The organism is Bordetella avium, assembly GCF_034424645.1.
Taxonomy (GTDB): Bacteria; Pseudomonadota; Gammaproteobacteria; order Burkholderiales; family Burkholderiaceae_B; genus Bordetella; species Bordetella avium.
Genome location: NZ_CP139969.1, coordinates 3,655,873 through 3,670,976, shown reverse-complemented (window position 1 = coordinate 3,670,976; position 15,104 = coordinate 3,655,873). Strand labels below are relative to the sequence as shown.

Genomic DNA, 15,104 nt, shown 5'->3' with positions numbered 1-15,104 from the left:
CGCCGTGACCCCGTGATGCGGGGCGCGGCAAATATCCAAGTTTCCTTGAAAGTTAAAGGATATAGATCATGGCAAAAGGCAAGTTTGAACGTACCAAGCCGCACGTGAACGTGGGTACGATTGGTCACGTTGACCACGGCAAAACGACGTTGACGGCGGCGATCACGACGGTTCTGTCGACGAAGTTCGGCGGCGAAGCGCGTGGCTACGACCAGATTGACGCGGCGCCGGAAGAGAAGGCACGCGGCATCACGATCAACACGGCTCACGTTGAGTACGAAACGGAATCGCGTCACTACGCGCACGTTGACTGCCCGGGCCACGCTGACTACGTGAAGAACATGATCACGGGCGCGGCGCAAATGGACGGCGCGATTCTGGTGGTGTCGGCTGCTGACGGCCCGATGCCGCAGACGCGTGAGCACATTCTGCTGAGCCGCCAGGTTGGCGTGCCGTACATCATTGTCTTCCTGAACAAGGCGGACATGGTTGACGATGCTGAGCTGCTCGAGCTGGTGGAGATGGAAGTTCGCGAACTGCTGTCGAAGTACGACTTCCCGGGCGATGACACGCCGATCGTGAAGGGTTCGGCTAAGCTGGCGCTGGAAGGCGACAAGGGCGAACTGGGCGAGCAGGCGATTCTGTCGCTGGCTGCGGCGCTGGACACCTACATTCCGACGCCTGAGCGTGCGGTTGACGGTTCGTTCCTGATGCCGGTGGAAGACGTGTTCTCGATCTCGGGTCGTGGCACGGTGGTGACCGGCCGTATCGAGCGCGGCGTGGTGAAAGTTGGCGAAGAAATCGAAATCGTGGGCATCAAGCCGACGGTGAAGACGACGTGCACGGGCGTGGAAATGTTCCGCAAGCTGCTGGACCAAGGTCAAGCGGGCGACAACGTGGGCATTCTGCTGCGCGGCACCAAGCGTGAAGACGTCGAGCGTGGCCAAGTGCTGGCCAAGCCGGGTTCGATCAACCCGCACACGGACTTCACGGCCGAGGTGTACATTCTGTCCAAGGAAGAAGGCGGCCGTCACACGCCGTTCTTCAACGGCTATCGTCCGCAGTTCTACTTCCGCACGACGGACGTGACGGGCACGATCGATCTGCCGCAGGACAAGGAAATGGTTCTGCCGGGCGACAACGTGACGATGACGGTCAAGCTGCTGGCCCCCATCGCCATGGAAGAAGGTCTGCGCTTCGCCATCCGTGAAGGCGGTCGTACCGTCGGCGCCGGTGTCGTGGCCAAGATCCTCAAGTAATATCCCAGCACGGGGGCGGTCAGGCTGTTGGCCGCCTTCGTTTTTCGTTCTTTAGGAAACGCCATGAAAAACCAAAAGATCCGCATCCGTCTGAAGGCTTTCGATTACAAGCTGATCGACCAGTCCGCAGCGGAAATCGTTGACACCGCCAAGCGTACCGGCGCTGTCGTCCGCGGTCCGGTTCCCCTGCCCACGCGCATCCGTCGCTACGACGTTCTGCGTTCGCCGCACGTCAACAAGACCTCGCGCGACCAGTTCGAAATTCGTACCCATCAGCGTTTGATGGACATCGTTGATCCTACCGACAAGACCGTTGACGCTCTGATGCGTCTGGACCTGCCGGCCGGTGTCGACGTCGAGATCGCGTTGCAGTAAGCAAGGCTCAGGTTTCTCCTTCGCCGAAACCTGTAAAGCGGCCGCTCTTCGAAAGAAGCGCGGTCGTTTTTTTGTTCCGCGTTTTGAGTCCGGGCGAGCTTGAGCAGCACGCTGCCTGGCAATCTGTTCACCGAACGTCTGTATGGCCTGGCTCTGAGGTTAGCGCGTCGCAGCCGTCGATGTTCAGGTTGTCGAGGTTCGCCTAAGTGACGTAGTGGTCACTCACTGGCAGTGCAGCCCAAGAGGCTGTAGCCAGTCGTTGGGGGGCGTTGCAACAACGCTGCGGATACCCTGGGCGGGATGAGGCTAAGTGCTTGTGTCCACTACGAAAAACGTGCTAATATGAGAAGCTTGCCATTTTGTGGCGAGAGAAGTGGGTGAGCAAATTTCGCCCAAAGTTCTTTGTACTGTAGGGCAGAAGGCCGTTACCCTTTGCCTGATTAGCCCCGACCAATCGCAGTCGGGAATGGAGAAAACGATGTCGAATACGACACCCACGCCCGCCGCTCACCGGCTGGGTCTGGTGGGTCGCAAGGTCGGCATGACCCGTATTTTCACCGAGGAAGGCGAGTCCATCCCGGTGACCGTACTGGACGTGTCCAACAACCGCGTGACTCAAGTCAAGTCCCTGGAATCCGACGGCTACGCCGCCATCCAAGTGACTTATGGCAATCGCCGCGCCTCGCGCGTGACCAAGGCTGAGGCCGGTCACTTCGCCAAGGCTGGCGCTGAAGCCGGCAGCATCCTGAAAGAATTCCGCCTCGATCCCACCCGCGCCGCCGAATTCACGGCTGGCTCGGTCATCGCCGTGGAATCCGTCTTTGAAGCCGGTCAACAAGTCGACGTTACGGGCACCACGATTGGTAAGGGCTTTGCCGGCACCATCAAGCGCCACAACTTCGGCTCGCAACGTGCCTCGCACGGTAACTCGCGTTCGCACCGCGTGCCTGGCTCTATCGGCCAAGCACAGGATCCGGGCCGCATTTTCCCCGGCAAGCGCATGGCTGGCCATCTGGGCGATGTGACTCGTACCGTTCAGAACCTCGACGTCGTTCGCGTTGACGTCGAGCGCGGTCTGCTGCTGGTCAAGGGCGCTGTCCCTGGCCACGCTGGTGGCGATGTCATCGTGCGTCCGGCTGTCAAGGCGCCGGCCAAGAAGGGGGCGTAAGTAAATGGATCTCAAGCTCCTGAACGACCAAGGTCAGGCCGCCACGTTTAGCGCGCCCGACACCATCTTCGGCCGTGATTTCAATGAAGCGCTGGTGCACCAGATCGTTGTTGCCTACCAGGCCAACGCTCGTAGCGGCAACCGCGCTCAGAAAGATCGCGCTGAAGTCAAGCACTCCACCAAGAAGCCCTGGCGTCAAAAGGGTACCGGCCGCGCTCGCGCTGGTATGACCTCGTCGCCGCTGTGGCGTGGGGGTGGTCGCGCGTTCCCGAATTCGCCTGAAGAAAACTTCAGCCAGAAGGTCAACAAGAAGATGTACCGTGCCGGGATCCGCTCGATCCTGTCGCAGTTGGCCCGTGAAGACCGCATCGCTGTGGTTGACACCTTCTCGCTCGAGTCGCCCAAGACCAAGCTGGCGGCTGAGAAGCTGAAGGCGCTGGGTCTGGATTCCGTGCTGATCATCACCGACACGGTGGATGAAAATGTTTACCTCGCCACCCGCAACCTGCCGCATGTTGCCGTGGTCGAGCCCCGCTATGCCGATCCGCTGTCGCTGATCCACTACAAGAAAGTGCTGATCACCAAGCCGGCCATCGCGCAACTCGAGGAGATGCTCGGATGAACGCCGAACGCTTGATGCAAGTCCTTCTCGCGCCGGTCGTGACTGAAAAAGCCACGTTCGTTGCCGAGAAGCACCAGCAAATCGCCTTCCGTGTCGTGGCTGACGCCACCAAGCCGGAAATCAAGGCTGCCGTCGAACTGCTCTTCAAGGTGCAGGTCGAAGCTGTGCAGGTCCTCAACCGTAAGGGCAAAGTCAAGCGCTTTGGCCGATTCGTTGGTCGCCGCCGCAATGAGCGCAAGGCCTACGTTTCGCTCAAAGAAGGCCAGGAAATCGACTTTGCGGAGGTGAAGTAAATGGCCCTCGTTAAAGTTAAGCCGACTTCGGCTGGCCGCCGTGGCATGGTGAAGGTTGTCAGCCCTAACCTGCACAAAGGCGCGCCTCACGCCGCTCTGCTCGAAAAGAAGATCCGTGGTTCGGGCCGTAACAACAACGGTCACATCACGATCCGTCATCGTGGCGGTGGCCACAAGCAGCACTACCGTGTTGTCGACTTCCGTCGCAACAAGGATGGCATCCCCGCGAAGGTTGAGCGTCTGGAATATGACCCCAACCGCACGGCGCACATTGCCCTGCTGTGCTACGCCGATGGCGAGCGTCGTTACATCATCGCTCCGCGCGGTCTGGAAGTGGGTGCCACGCTGATTTCGGGTATCGAAGCCCCGATCCGCGCCGGCAACACGCTGCCCATCCGCAATATCCCGGTGGGTACGACCATTCACTGCATCGAGATGATCCCCGGCAAGGGTGCTCAGATGGCCCGTTCGGCCGGCGCTTCCGCCGTGCTGATGGCCCGCGAAGGCACTTACGCTCAGGTTCGCCTGCGTTCCGGTGAAGTCCGTCGCGTGCACATCGAATGCCGTGCCACCATTGGTGAAGTCGGTAACGAAGAACACAGCCTGCGTCAAATCGGTAAGGCCGGTGCTATGCGCTGGCGCGGTATCCGCCCGACGGTCCGTGGCGTTGCCATGAACCCGATCGATCACCCGCACGGTGGTGGTGAAGGCCGTACTGGCGAAGCTCGCGAGCCGGTCAGCCCGTGGGGTACTCCGTCGAAGGGTTACAAGACCCGTCGCAACAAGCGGACGAACAATATGATCGTCCAACGGCGCAAGCGCAAGTAAGAGGCGAACACTATGTCACGTTCGATCAAGAAAGGCCCGTTTGTCGACGCGCACCTGACCAAAAAGGTGGAAGCGGCCGTTGCGGGCAAAGACAAGAAGCCGATCAAAACCTGGTCGCGCCGTTCCACGATCCTGCCCGAGTTCATCGGTCTGACGATCGCTGTGCACAACGGCCGTCAACACGTTCCCGTTTACATCAACGAGAACATGGTCGGTCACAAGCTTGGCGAGTTCGCCTTGACCCGTACGTTCAAGGGTCACGCTGCGGACAAGAAGGCGAAGAGGTAAGCGATGGAAACTACTGCCATTATCCGTGGGGTTCACATCTCGGCCCAAAAGACCCGTCTGGTTGCGGATTTGATCCGCGGCAAGTCGGTTGCTCAGGCGCTGAACATCCTGACCTTCTCGCCCAAGAAAGCTGCCGTCATCCTGAAGAAGGCTGTCGAGTCCGCTATCGCTAACGCCGAACACAACGACGGCGCCGATATCGACGAGCTGAAGGTCACCACGATTTTTGTGGACAAGGCTCAATCGATGAAGCGTTTCTCGGCTCGCGCCAAGGGCCGTGGCAACCGTATCGAGAAGCAGACCTGCCACATCACGGTCAAGGTCGGAGCTTAAGGAGTCAAGATGGGTCAGAAAATTCACCCCACTGGGTTCCGTCTCGCGGTCACCCGTAACTGGTCCTCGCGTTGGTACGCTGACGACAAGGATTTCGGCGGCATGCTGGCCGAAGACATCCGCGTGCGCGAGTACCTGAAGAAGAAGCTCAAGAGCGCTTCCGTTGGTCGCGTGGTTATCGAGCGTCCCGCCAAGAACGCCCGTATCACTGTTTACTCGGCTCGTCCGGGCGTGGTGATCGGCAAGCGCGGCGAAGACATCGAAAGCCTGAAGGCTGATCTGCAGCGTCTGATGGGCGTGCCCGTGCACGTCAACATCGAGGAAATCCGCAAGCCGGAAACCGATGCTCAGCTGATCGCCGATTCGATCTCGCAACAGCTCGAAAAGCGCATCATGTTCCGCCGCGCCATGAAGCGCGCCATGCAGAACGCAATGCGTCTGGGCGCCCAGGGCATCAAGATCATGAGCTCGGGCCGTCTGAACGGTATCGAAATCGCTCGTACCGAGTGGTACCGCGAAGGCCGCGTGCCGCTTCACACGCTGAAGGCAAACATTGACTACGGCACCTCCGAAGCCCATACCACTTATGGTGTGATCGGCATCAAGGTGTGGGTCTACAAGGGCGACATGCTGGCCAATGGCGAGCTGCCGGTCGAAACCGCTGCCCCGCGTGAAGAAGAACGTCGTCCGCGCCGTGCCCCCCGTGGCGATCGCCCCGATGGCGCCCGTAACGGCCGTCCGGGTGGTGGTCGTGGCCGCGCTCCCCGCAAGGCGGATGCGGCTCCGGCTCCTGAAGGAGAATAACCATGCTGCAACCCTCTCGCAGAAAGTATCGCAAAGAGCAAAAGGGCCGCAACACCGGCCTGGCTACTCGCGGCGCCCAAGTGTCCTTCGGCGAATTCGGCCTGAAGGCCACTGGCCGCGGCCGTCTGACCGCGCGTCAGATCGAAGCTGCTCGTCGTGCCATCAACCGTCACATCAAGCGCGGCGGCCGTATCTGGATTCGCATTTTCCCGGATAAGCCGATCTCGCAAAAGCCGGCTGAAGTCCGGATGGGTAACGGTAAAGGCAACCCCGAGTATTGGGTCGCTGAAATCCAGCCCGGCAAGGTGCTCTACGAAATGGAAGGGGTCAGCGAAGAGCTGGCGCGCGAAGCGTTCCGCTTGGCCGCCGCCAAGCTGCCGATCTCGACCACGTTCGTTGCGCGTCATATCGGTGCTTAAGGAGTACAAATATGAAAGCTAGCGAACTCCGTTCGAAAGACGCCGCCGAGCTGGGCAAAGAGCTCGAGAGCCTGCTGAAGGCGCAATTTGGTCTGCGCATGCAGAAGGCTACGCAGCAGCTTGCCAATACCAGCCAGCTGCGCAACGTGCGTCGCGACATCGCGCGTGTGCGTACCTTGCTGACCCAGAAGGCAGGGAAATAAACATGAGCGAAACGCAAAACACCCAGGTTACCAAGCGCCAGCGTACGCTGGTTGGCAAGGTCGTCAGCAACAAGATGGACAAGACTGTCGTTGTGCTCGTTGAGCGCCGCGTCAAGCACCCCATCTACGGCAAGATCGTCATGCGTTCGGCCAAGTACAAGGCCCATGACGAATCGAACCAGTACAACGAAGGCGATACCGTCGAAATCGCGGAAGGCCGCCCCATCTCGCGCTCCAAGGCGTGGCGTGTGGTGCGTCTGGTCGAAGCGGCGCGCATCATCTAAGTCGTATCTTTGCGGCGTTTCAGGCTAGCCTGGAATGCCCCGAAGTGAAACGGCAGGGATTGCATCCCTGCTGTCAGATTGCCGAAAAACCCCTGCATGTCGTCAGAGATGCGGGGGTTTTTTCTTTGGTGCGCTGTGGGGTTCCCCAGACGTGAGCCGCATGAGCTGGATAGGCCGACCCGGGAACCGTTGGCACCAGGCACTCATAGCTGGTGTATCCGTTGCGCGGCGCACTGGCAGCCAGATCTGTCTCTTGGCGTGGGTGGGAACTGCCCGCCTTTTTTGATGCGCTGGGGTATCCCCAGGCACTGCTCATACCAATCATCCAGCGGACTTTCGGCAGGCATGCGCAGAGAGTAATCATCTGCTGCCCGGCGCTTTCTAAGCCTCGATTCCAGCGTGGCCACCGATCCCTCGCATAAGCTGGATTGCCAGCGAAATCACGGATGACGACAGAGGCGCTTCTACTTGGCCTAGCGGCAGCATTGCATTCGCAACGCCTCCGACCAAGCGCCTAGCGTGCGGGGACTGCGTTTCAGCGTTAACGGGCGCCGTAATCCTGGTAAACCCTTATAGGGCTTACACTTAAAGTCTCATAATTATCTTAATTTGATAAAAATATTAATATAAACTCATGTCTATCATGTGATTGATGGTTTTTTATCAAATGATTGGCACAAAAACGCTTGAGGTCAAATTTAGCCACTTCGGCTTCCATGTCTATGACCTGGAGGCTATGGCGGATTTTTACAAAGCCGTACTGCAGTTCACTGAAACGGATCGGGGTGCTTTAGGCGCTATTCAGTTGATTTTTCTCAGCCGAGATCCTGATACGCATCACCAGTTGGCCTTGCTGACCGGGCGTCCCGAGGATGTGCACACATTCAACCCGATCAATCAAATCTCTTTCCAAGTTCCTGATCTGGCCAATCTGCGCCAAGTTCACGAGCGTGCTTTAGCTGCCGGGGCCAATGATATGCAGGCAACTACCCATGGCAATGCGGTATCGCTGTACTTCCGTGATCCGGAGGGCAACCGCATTGAGGTGTTCATGGATACCCCTTGGTACTGCTATCAACCTTTGCGCGAGGCGATCGACTTTGATACCAGCGATGAGCACGTGATGGCTCAAGCTGAAGCTATCGCCAAGCGCACGCCCCGCTTTATGCCGCGCGAGGAATGGCGAGCAAAAATACAAGCACGTATGGACCGTGACCAAGGTCGCACAGATTAAGCATTTTTGCGCACAGCGCAGTACTAACTCCAACTGAAACCATAGCGGACAGTATGAAACTTATCAGCTTCGAACACCAAGGCCGCGCCACTTACGGCGCTGTTGTTGGAAATGACGTTTGGGACTTAGGTCAGACATTCGGTGAAAAAGCGCCAGACTTAAAAAGTCTGATTGCCTGCAATATGCAAGCGGATGCTGCACAAGTGCTTGCATCTCAAGCCGCAAGCTTGAAGTTTGACCAACTTACCCTGCTGCCAGTGGTGCCGAACCCGGGCAAGATTTTGTGCATTGGCCTGAATTACGGCGAACATGTGCGAGAAACAGGTAAGACGATCACCGAGAGTCCGGTGATCTTCATGCGCCTGAATGAGTCGCAAGTTGCCCATGGCCAAGACATCGTGCGTCCTCCGGAATCCAGCCGTCTCGACTATGAAGGTGAAATTGCGATCGTGATTGGCCAGGGCGGGCGTCGCATCAGCGAGGCGGACGCTTGGAATCATATTGCGGGTTACTCCTGCTACAACGACGGCAGCATTCGCGACTGGCAAGTGGCTACTTCGCAGTGGGGCCCGGGCAAGAATTTCTGGCGCACAGGGGGTTTTGGTCCCTGGATGGTGACTTCTGACGAAATTGCACCCAACCAGAAAATGACATTGACCACCCGTTTGAACGGGCAAGTCATGCAGCAGGCGACGACGGACATGATGATACACAGCATCCCCCGCCAAATTGCCTATATCTCCACGTTTATCCCCTTGGAAGCTGGCGATGTGATCGTAACCGGTACTCCCGGTGGCGTGGGCAATAAGCGTACGCCACCCGTATTCATGCAGCCTGGCGACATCGTGGAAATTGAAGTCGATGCAGTAGGTATTTTGCGTAACGGTATTCGTGACGAGTAACACCGGAATACAGCGAAAACAGGTTTAAAAAATCTGTTTTCCCCTCAAGGAAAGACAGTGAAAAACTGCACGGAGGAGACATGGGAAAAAAATTATCGGCTGTTCAGGCTAAGAATAAATTCCGCTTTTTTTGCGGCATAGCGTTGGGATGCCTGGCTTCCAATGCCAATGCAGATCCATCTTACCCATCACACCCTGTTCAACTGCTTGTCCCGTTTGCACCGGGCGGTGGCCTGGATTCAAATGCCAGGAGGTTTGCACAGGAATTCTCAGAAAAACTGGGTCAGCCTGTGGTGGTTGTTAATCGTGATGGGGCTGCCGGCACTATCGGGATGCAGCAATTAGCTCGTTCGACACCCGATGGCTACAACCTGGCATTTAGTCCTGCTGTGCCGTTAACCAGCGAACCTCATCGCATCGCAAAGCTTTCTTACAAGCTCCAAGATTTTCAGCCGATTTGCCAGATATTCGACAACATTTTCGGCGTCGTGGTGCACAAAAAATCTGCGGATAAAAGCATCAATGATTTACTCGCGCACGCCAGGAAATCTCCAAATGGTGTGAGCTATGGCACGTCTGGAACAGGCTCTATTCCCCACCTGGGCATTGCTGACGTAGAAGCCAACACCGGCACGACATTTACCCATATCCCGTACAAAGGAGATGGGCCCATGCTGCAAGATCTACTTGCAGAGCGATTGGAGTTTGGCGCCATGCTGGTCAGCTCTGCGACCGCGCATATCAATAATGGGAATCTGAAGCTCATTGCCGTTTTTTCAAACAAACGGCACCCGGCATTTCCTGATGTACCAACCCTGCTCGAGCTTGGCGTCCCTGTAGAGCAAGCGAGTTTTGGCGGCCTTTTCGCTCCCGCAAATACTCCTAAGGCTGTACTGCAGCATCTCGAAGAGGCATGTCAAAAGGCTACACAGAGTACGGCCTATCAGGAATGGGCCGGTAAAAATAATCAAGTGCTGGACTACCAAGGCGCCAATGATTTCCAAAGCCGGCTTCTGCGTGACTTTGAACTCAAGAGAAACACGCTTCAACGTTTGTCGCTAAGCAACTAATCCAGCCATGACAGAGCTAAGAATTATTACTGCGTCGACACGACCAGGTCGTGTAGGGCCTGCTGTATCAGCTTGGCTAGAAGCGCTTTGCGCATCTTTACCGAGTATTCAAGCTCGCGTGCTTGATTTGGCCGCCTACGATTTCCCCATTTTTGATGAGCCCAAGCACCCAAGACTTGGTCAATATGAGCATGCGCTTACACGTCGGTGGGCGAATGACATCGCCAGTGCAGATGCATTTGTTTTTGTGCTGCCCGAATATGACCATATGCCGCCAGCATCCTTGATCAATGCGATTACCTATCTGTCTAAAGAATGGCAGTACAAACCAGCAGGCCTCGTCAGCTATGGTGGTTTATCCGCAGGTCTACGAGCTGCCCAGGCAGTCAAGCCCATGCTGGCGGCGCTAAAAATGGTGCCCTTGGTGGAGTCCGTCGCAATACCAATGATTGCAGACAAGGTCTCTAACGGCGTTTTGGAAAACACGCAGCCGTTACAACAAGCTGCAGAGCAAATGTTAATCGAGCTTCAGCGCTGGTCTGGTGCTTTGAAAACACTGCGTTAACGCACATTTAAATTTTAGATCATGAACCTACTGTCCTCTTTATCCCGTCGGTTGTTGATGTGCGCCCTGGTCACTGGAGTGATCAGCACTAGCGCAGTCGCCGAGACTCCCGCGTGGCCTGTCAAGCCTATCAGCCTGGTCGTTCCTTATGCAGCCGGCGGGTTGACAGACCAGTTGGCGCGTGAGGTTGCCACCTATATGAGTAATGAGCTCAAGCAAGCTGTAGTGGTGGATAACCGTCCCGGTGGCGCTGCTCATATTGGTATGAATGTGATCAAAACAGCGCCGGCTGACGGGTACGCCGTATTTTTTGGCGATGTTCCATCGTTGGCCACTAATTTGGGCTTGTTCAAAAAACTCAGCTATGACCCGCGTAAAGACTTGCAGGCCGTGACACAGTTGGTCGTTGCTCCAGCATTGGTGGTCGTTCCGACGAATAGCCCTTACCGCAGCTTTGAAGATCTGGTTACTGCGGCTAAAGCCAGTCCTGACGCAATCAGCTATGCGTCGCAAGGCGTGGGTACCGGGGGACACCTGTTTGGCACGTTGATGGCCAAGCATATCGACGCCACCATGACCCATGTAGCCTATCGAGGTTCATTACCCGGTTTGAGCGATTTGATGGGAGGACAAGTCAACTTTATGTATGACGCTATCCCGACATCGGGCAGTTATGTCTACGCCAACAAGCTTCGTGCGCTGGCGATTGGTTCCGACCAGCGTGCGCCATCTTTGCCAGATGTGCCGACGCTCAAAGAGCTGGGCTATGGCAGCATAGTTCCTACGTTCTGGTGGGGTGTCGCTGTCAAGGCAGGTACACCTCAGCCGGTAGTAGACAGGTTGAATCAGGTTATTACGGCTGCCATGCACGACCCGGTGATATCCAAGAAAATCACCGAAAAAGGTGTGCAAATAAAAACCAGTAATCCAGAAGAATTCGGCCGTTTCATCAATGATGAAATTGCCTATTGGACGCCCGTCATGCGTGCGGCCAATATGTCCGCAGACTAAGCCGTCTCTCTAATTTATTTTTTCTATTACACAATGAACCGCTTTCAAGGAAAAACTGTCCTTATCTCCGGAGGCAGCGGTGGGATGGGTATGTCTATCGCCCACCGCTTTACGCAGGAGGGCGCCATAGTCGTACTGGCTGATTTGATTGCCCCTGATACAGAACGCCTTCAACGCATCTTTGGGGATTTACCCTATCCGCACTGGGTCCAGTTGGATGTCACACAAGCTGCATCCTGGGAGCAGGCTGTGGCCTACGTGGTAGAGCAATACCAACACTTAGATGTGCTGGTGAATAATGCAGGCGTGGTCATGAGGGGCAGTCACGCGATCGATGAACTGCCACTGGATGACTGGCAGCGTTTGTTCTCCATTAACGTCGATGGGACTTTGCTAGGGCTCCAAGCCGCAATTCGTGTGATGAAGCAACAATCTCAAGGCGGCTCCATCGTAAACTTGGGTTCTGTAGCAGGCCAAGTGGGATCACGTGATGCGGGTGCTTATGGCGCAAGTAAAGCAGCCGTCACCAACTTGACGAAACAGGCAGCACTGAGCGCCGCGCGCTTTGGTTATAAAGTACGTGTCAATGCGGTGCACCCAGGTTATGTGTGGACTCCGCTGGTGGAAGCCAAATTGATTCAGCAATTTGGTTCTTTGGAGGCGGCTCAACAAGCGGTGCGTGCAATGAACCCTATGGGTGATATTGTTACGACTGAGGACGTGGCTGCTTCCGTAGCATTCTTGGCATCTCGCGATGCACGTATGATTACGGGCGCAGACTTGGTTATTGATGGTGGTCGCCTGATTCAATAAACACGGCAATATTTGACCGGCCTCTGCACCGAGTGGATCGTTGCGGAGGCTTTGCTTTTTTATACGACATGTCTAGCCTTACACGCATGCTTTCTGTCTTGGACTTATTCACCCAAGACCGCGCGACTTGGAGCGCAGAAGAGGTTGCTCAGCAGCTAGATTGCTCCATTCCTACCGCTTATCGCTACCTGAGAGAGCTGACAGAGGCTCAGTTGCTACGGGCTGCGAGCACGGGGCGTTATGTACTGGGCAACCGCATCGTGGAACTGGACTATCAATTGCGCAGCGGTGATCCCTTGATCCAAGCCAGCGCTGGTCCCATGAAGGACTTAGCTCAGCAGGTGGACTGTGATGTCGCGCTGGTCATGCTGAGCGGTGATCATGTCCTGACCATTCAGTATGAGTCTCATGGCGTGCAGATGCGCGCCAGTTATGGGCGCGGCCGCCGCATGCCCACTTTCAAAGGCGCGATGTCTTTGGCGGTCCTATCCTCTTTAAGCAAACCGCGATTGCGCAAACTGATGCAAAAAAACGCAGCAGAATTGGATGGGTCTGCCACGAACGATGCTTTGGAGACATTGAGCCAAACGCTCAAACTCGTGCGCAAGCAAGGTTATGCCACCAGCCTCGGCGCATTGGACCCTCATAATGCAGGCATAGCAATTGCCCTAGAAGTTCCAGACCAATCTATTTATGCAGGGCTGGGTTTGGTGATGTCGTCTGAGCGCTTTCGCTTGCTTGAAACAGAAAAAGCAGCGGAGTGGCTAAAACAATGCAGCAAACAAATTTGCCACCGCTTGGAAATACCACCTGCGCGGTATATTGCCTAGCGAAGAGAGGTTAATCAGATGCAAACCTTGGGCCATTCGCTGCGATAACGTTCGCCCTGCCTATCGTCCAGTTTGCGGCTGTCTGGCCTATCCGGCTCCAATGCCGTCTGCCTGGCGCAGCACAAGGCCTATGCGGAACGGTTCAAGACGATCTTCGGAATGCCGGTTCCGGTATCGCAGGGATGATCCTGCCCAGCGCCATCTAGCATATGGGGCGCTAGGGAGGACGAGCGCTCGATGATGGCCTTGGGCGGATGTATCCCAAACGGCGGACCACGCGCGAGTTCCGGGCCGGCCTGCCCATCACTCGCGCCTGGACTTATCGCCCAGTCGGTCAGACGTGGGTGATGTACTTGGTCACCAGGTAACCATCAAAGGTTTCCTGGCCGCCTTCGCTACCGATACCGCTATCCTTGACACCGCCAAAAGGCGTTTCGGCCAGGGCGCTGCCAAAGTGGTTGATATTGACCATGCCGGCCTCCAGCGCATTGGAGACCTTGGTGGCCGTTTTCAGCGATTCCGTGAACACATACGAAGACAGGCCGAAGGGCAGGCTGTTGGCGCGTTTGATGACTTCGTCGGTGTCTTTGAAACGCACAACGGGCGCCAGCGGGCCGAAGGGTTCTTCGGTCATCAGCATGGCGTGGTCGGGCAGATCGGTGATCACGGTGGGGCTGAAGAAAAAGCCCTGGTCGGAGGGGGCGTCGCCACCGAGCAAAACCTTCCCGCCGTGCTTGCGGGCATCATCCACGAATTGGGTCATGGTGGAGACGCGGCGTTCGTGCGCCAGCGGGCCCATTTCCACGCCTTCGTCTAGGCCATTACCGACCTTGATGCCGGCCAGCACCTCGGTGAATCGAGCCACGAATTGGTCGTAAGCGCCTTCCTGAACATAAAAGCGGGTTGGCGAAACGCAGACCTGGCCGGCATTGCGGACCTTGAAACGGGCCAGCAGTTCAGCCGCGCGGTTGACATCGGCGTCGTCAAAGACCAGCACCGGCGAGTGACCGCCGAGTTCCATCGTGACCCGCTTCATATGGGCGCCGGCCAGCGCGGCCAGATGTTTGCCCACTGGCACCGAGCCGGTGAACGATACCTTGCGCACGATGGGCGAGCGGATCAGGTAGTCGGAAATTTTGGCGGGTTCGCCCCAGACGATATTCAGGCAGCCCTTGGGCAGGCCGGCTTCATGGAACAGACGGGCAATGGCCATCACTGCGCTGGGCGAATCTTCCGGGCCTTTGAGCACCATCGTGCAGCCTGCGCCCAGCGCCGCGCAGATTTTGCGGATGGCCTGGTTGTACGGGAAGTTCCAGGGCGTGAAGGCGGCGCAGACGCCGATGGGCTCGCGCACAACCAGTTGGCGGGCATCGGGGTTGCGGGGAGGCACGATGCGACCGTAGATGCGGCGGCATTCTTCTGCGTGCCAATCGGCATGTTCCGAGCAGCCCATCACTTCACCCACTGCCTCGGCGAGCGGCTTGCCCTGATCCAGGGTCATGTTGCGCCCGATGTCCTTGGCGTGTTCGCGCGATAGCGCACCCACTTTGCGCAAAATGGCCGCGCGCTCCATCGGCGAAGTGCGTTTCCAGGTTTCAAAGGCGCGCGCGGCCGCTTCCAGGGCGCGGTCCAGGTCGGACTGGGTGGCGTGCGGTAGCTGGCCCAGTACTTCGCGCGTAGCGGGGTTGATCACGTCCTGGGTTTTACGGCCGTCTCCGGCCAGAAACTCACCATCGATATACAAAGCCAGCTGTTCGTACATGCCAGTCATTCCTTGGGGGGCAAAAGTGGGTATAAGGTGAA

20 protein-coding genes are annotated in these 15,104 nt (G+C 56.9%); 19 read left to right on the top strand and 1 reads right to left on the bottom strand.

Going from position 1 to position 15,104, the window contains the following annotated elements:
• Positions 1–68: 68 nt before the first annotated feature.
• The 19 genes from tuf (at position 69) to U0029_RS16940 (ending at position 13,301) form a co-directional block, all read left to right on the top strand.
• Positions 69–1,259, top strand: a complete 1,191-nt coding sequence (gene tuf, locus U0029_RS17030; protein ID WP_012415717.1) for an elongation factor Tu — start codon at positions 69–71, stop codon at positions 1,257–1,259.
• 63 nt (positions 1,260–1,322) lie between these two features.
• Positions 1,323–1,634, top strand: coding sequence for a 30S ribosomal protein S10 (gene rpsJ, locus U0029_RS17025; protein WP_003806903.1), 312 nt, complete (start codon positions 1,323–1,325; stop codon positions 1,632–1,634).
• A 478-nt stretch (positions 1,635–2,112) separates the two neighbouring features.
• Positions 2,113–2,802: a 50S ribosomal protein L3 gene (gene rplC, locus U0029_RS17020; RefSeq protein ID WP_039051829.1), complete on the top strand. Its 690-nt coding sequence runs from the start codon at positions 2,113–2,115 to the stop codon at positions 2,800–2,802.
• 4 nt (positions 2,803–2,806) lie between these two features.
• Positions 2,807–3,424 (top strand): 50S ribosomal protein L4, encoded by a 618-nt coding sequence (rplD, locus tag U0029_RS17015; protein ID WP_012415734.1) that lies wholly within the window; start codon positions 2,807–2,809, stop codon positions 3,422–3,424.
• Positions 3,421–3,717 (top strand): 50S ribosomal protein L23, encoded by a 297-nt coding sequence (rplW, locus tag U0029_RS17010; RefSeq protein WP_012415735.1) that lies wholly within the window; start codon positions 3,421–3,423, stop codon positions 3,715–3,717. The genes rplD and rplW overlap by 4 nt, the downstream gene beginning before the upstream one ends.
• Complete coding sequence (gene rplB, locus U0029_RS17005; protein ID WP_012415736.1) at positions 3,718–4,545, top strand: 50S ribosomal protein L2; 828 nt, start codon at positions 3,718–3,720, stop codon at positions 4,543–4,545.
• A 12-nt stretch (positions 4,546–4,557) separates the two neighbouring features.
• Positions 4,558–4,833 carry a 30S ribosomal protein S19 gene (gene rpsS, locus U0029_RS17000; RefSeq protein WP_012415737.1) on the top strand — a complete coding sequence of 92 codons (276 nt, stop codon included), beginning with the start codon at positions 4,558–4,560 and terminating at the stop codon, positions 4,831–4,833.
• 3 nt (positions 4,834–4,836) lie between these two features.
• The gene (rplV, locus tag U0029_RS16995) at positions 4,837–5,166 is read left to right on the top strand and encodes a 50S ribosomal protein L22 (RefSeq protein ID WP_010925688.1); all 330 of its coding nucleotides are present in this window, start codon (positions 4,837–4,839) and stop codon (positions 5,164–5,166) included.
• A gap of 9 nt (positions 5,167–5,175) precedes the next feature.
• Positions 5,176–5,970 (top strand): 30S ribosomal protein S3, encoded by a 795-nt coding sequence (gene rpsC / locus U0029_RS16990; protein ID WP_012415738.1) that lies wholly within the window; start codon positions 5,176–5,178, stop codon positions 5,968–5,970.
• 2 nt (positions 5,971–5,972) lie between these two features.
• Complete coding sequence (gene rplP / locus U0029_RS16985; protein ID WP_012415739.1) at positions 5,973–6,389, top strand: 50S ribosomal protein L16; 417 nt, start codon at positions 5,973–5,975, stop codon at positions 6,387–6,389.
• Positions 6,390–6,400: 11 nt separating this feature from the next.
• The gene (rpmC, locus tag U0029_RS16980) at positions 6,401–6,592 is read left to right on the top strand and encodes a 50S ribosomal protein L29 (protein WP_012415740.1); all 192 of its coding nucleotides are present in this window, start codon (positions 6,401–6,403) and stop codon (positions 6,590–6,592) included.
• Between the two features lie 2 nt (positions 6,593–6,594).
• Complete coding sequence (rpsQ, locus tag U0029_RS16975) at positions 6,595–6,876, top strand: 30S ribosomal protein S17 (protein WP_012415741.1); 282 nt, start codon at positions 6,595–6,597, stop codon at positions 6,874–6,876.
• Between the two features lie 652 nt (positions 6,877–7,528).
• Positions 7,529–8,110, top strand: coding sequence for a VOC family protein (locus U0029_RS16970; RefSeq protein ID WP_231838544.1), 582 nt, complete (start codon positions 7,529–7,531; stop codon positions 8,108–8,110).
• 53 nt (positions 8,111–8,163) lie between these two features.
• Positions 8,164–9,012, top strand: a complete 849-nt coding sequence (locus U0029_RS16965) for a fumarylacetoacetate hydrolase family protein (protein ID WP_012415743.1) — start codon at positions 8,164–8,166, stop codon at positions 9,010–9,012.
• An 80-nt stretch (positions 9,013–9,092) separates the two neighbouring features.
• A complete protein-coding gene (locus tag U0029_RS16960; protein ID WP_114851563.1) occupies positions 9,093–10,082 on the top strand; it encodes a tripartite tricarboxylate transporter substrate binding protein in 990 nt (329 codons plus the stop codon).
• A 7-nt stretch (positions 10,083–10,089) separates the two neighbouring features.
• A complete protein-coding gene (locus U0029_RS16955) occupies positions 10,090–10,647 on the top strand; it encodes an NADPH-dependent FMN reductase (RefSeq protein ID WP_114851564.1) in 558 nt (185 codons plus the stop codon).
• 21 nt (positions 10,648–10,668) lie between these two features.
• Positions 10,669–11,658, top strand: a complete 990-nt coding sequence (locus U0029_RS16950; protein ID WP_236824184.1) for a Bug family tripartite tricarboxylate transporter substrate binding protein — start codon at positions 10,669–10,671, stop codon at positions 11,656–11,658.
• Between the two features lie 90 nt (positions 11,659–11,748).
• On the top strand, positions 11,749–12,471 hold the full coding sequence (locus U0029_RS16945; protein WP_236824185.1) for an SDR family NAD(P)-dependent oxidoreductase: 723 nt from the start codon (positions 11,749–11,751) through the stop codon (positions 12,469–12,471).
• A gap of 86 nt (positions 12,472–12,557) precedes the next feature.
• The gene (locus U0029_RS16940) at positions 12,558–13,301 is read left to right on the top strand and encodes an IclR family transcriptional regulator (protein WP_162790319.1); all 744 of its coding nucleotides are present in this window, start codon (positions 12,558–12,560) and stop codon (positions 13,299–13,301) included.
• Positions 13,302–13,635: 334 nt separating this feature from the next.
• Here U0029_RS16940 and U0029_RS16935 read toward each other — a convergent pair whose 3' ends face one another.
• Positions 13,636–15,063: an NAD-dependent succinate-semialdehyde dehydrogenase gene (locus U0029_RS16935; protein WP_012415749.1), complete on the bottom strand. Its 1,428-nt coding sequence runs from the start codon at positions 15,061–15,063 to the stop codon at positions 13,636–13,638.
• Between the last annotated feature and the right edge of the window lie 41 nt (positions 15,064–15,104).

Coding starts and splice junctions, on each gene's coding strand:
- rplV (WP_010925688.1), top strand. CDS start 4,837: ATGGAAACTACTGCCATTATCCGTGGGGTTCACATCTCGGCCCAAAAG.
- U0029_RS16945 (WP_236824185.1), top strand. CDS start 11,749: ATGTCTATCGCCCACCGCTTTACGCAGGAGGGCGCCATAGTCGTACTG.
- U0029_RS16955 (WP_114851564.1), top strand. CDS start 10,090: ATGACAGAGCTAAGAATTATTACTGCGTCGACACGACCAGGTCGTGTA.
- U0029_RS16935 (WP_012415749.1), bottom strand. CDS start 15,063: ATGTACGAACAGCTGGCTTTGTATATCGATGGTGAGTTTCTGGCCGGA.
- rpsS (WP_012415737.1), top strand. CDS start 4,558: ATGTCACGTTCGATCAAGAAAGGCCCGTTTGTCGACGCGCACCTGACC.
- rplB (WP_012415736.1), top strand. CDS start 3,718: ATGGCCCTCGTTAAAGTTAAGCCGACTTCGGCTGGCCGCCGTGGCATG.
- U0029_RS16965 (WP_012415743.1), top strand. CDS start 8,164: ATGAAACTTATCAGCTTCGAACACCAAGGCCGCGCCACTTACGGCGCT.
- U0029_RS16940 (WP_162790319.1), top strand. CDS start 12,558: ATGCTTTCTGTCTTGGACTTATTCACCCAAGACCGCGCGACTTGGAGC.
- rplD (WP_012415734.1), top strand. CDS start 2,807: ATGGATCTCAAGCTCCTGAACGACCAAGGTCAGGCCGCCACGTTTAGC.
- rplP (WP_012415739.1), top strand. CDS start 5,973: ATGCTGCAACCCTCTCGCAGAAAGTATCGCAAAGAGCAAAAGGGCCGC.
- U0029_RS16950 (WP_236824184.1), top strand. CDS start 10,669: ATGAACCTACTGTCCTCTTTATCCCGTCGGTTGTTGATGTGCGCCCTG.
- rplW (WP_012415735.1), top strand. CDS start 3,421: ATGAACGCCGAACGCTTGATGCAAGTCCTTCTCGCGCCGGTCGTGACT.
- tuf (WP_012415717.1), top strand. CDS start 69: ATGGCAAAAGGCAAGTTTGAACGTACCAAGCCGCACGTGAACGTGGGT.
- rplC (WP_039051829.1), top strand. CDS start 2,113: ATGTCGAATACGACACCCACGCCCGCCGCTCACCGGCTGGGTCTGGTG.
- rpsQ (WP_012415741.1), top strand. CDS start 6,595: ATGAGCGAAACGCAAAACACCCAGGTTACCAAGCGCCAGCGTACGCTG.
- rpmC (WP_012415740.1), top strand. CDS start 6,401: ATGAAAGCTAGCGAACTCCGTTCGAAAGACGCCGCCGAGCTGGGCAAA.
- U0029_RS16960 (WP_114851563.1), top strand. CDS start 9,093: ATGGGAAAAAAATTATCGGCTGTTCAGGCTAAGAATAAATTCCGCTTT.
- U0029_RS16970 (WP_231838544.1), top strand. CDS start 7,529: ATGGTTTTTTATCAAATGATTGGCACAAAAACGCTTGAGGTCAAATTT.
- rpsC (WP_012415738.1), top strand. CDS start 5,176: ATGGGTCAGAAAATTCACCCCACTGGGTTCCGTCTCGCGGTCACCCGT.
- rpsJ (WP_003806903.1), top strand. CDS start 1,323: ATGAAAAACCAAAAGATCCGCATCCGTCTGAAGGCTTTCGATTACAAG.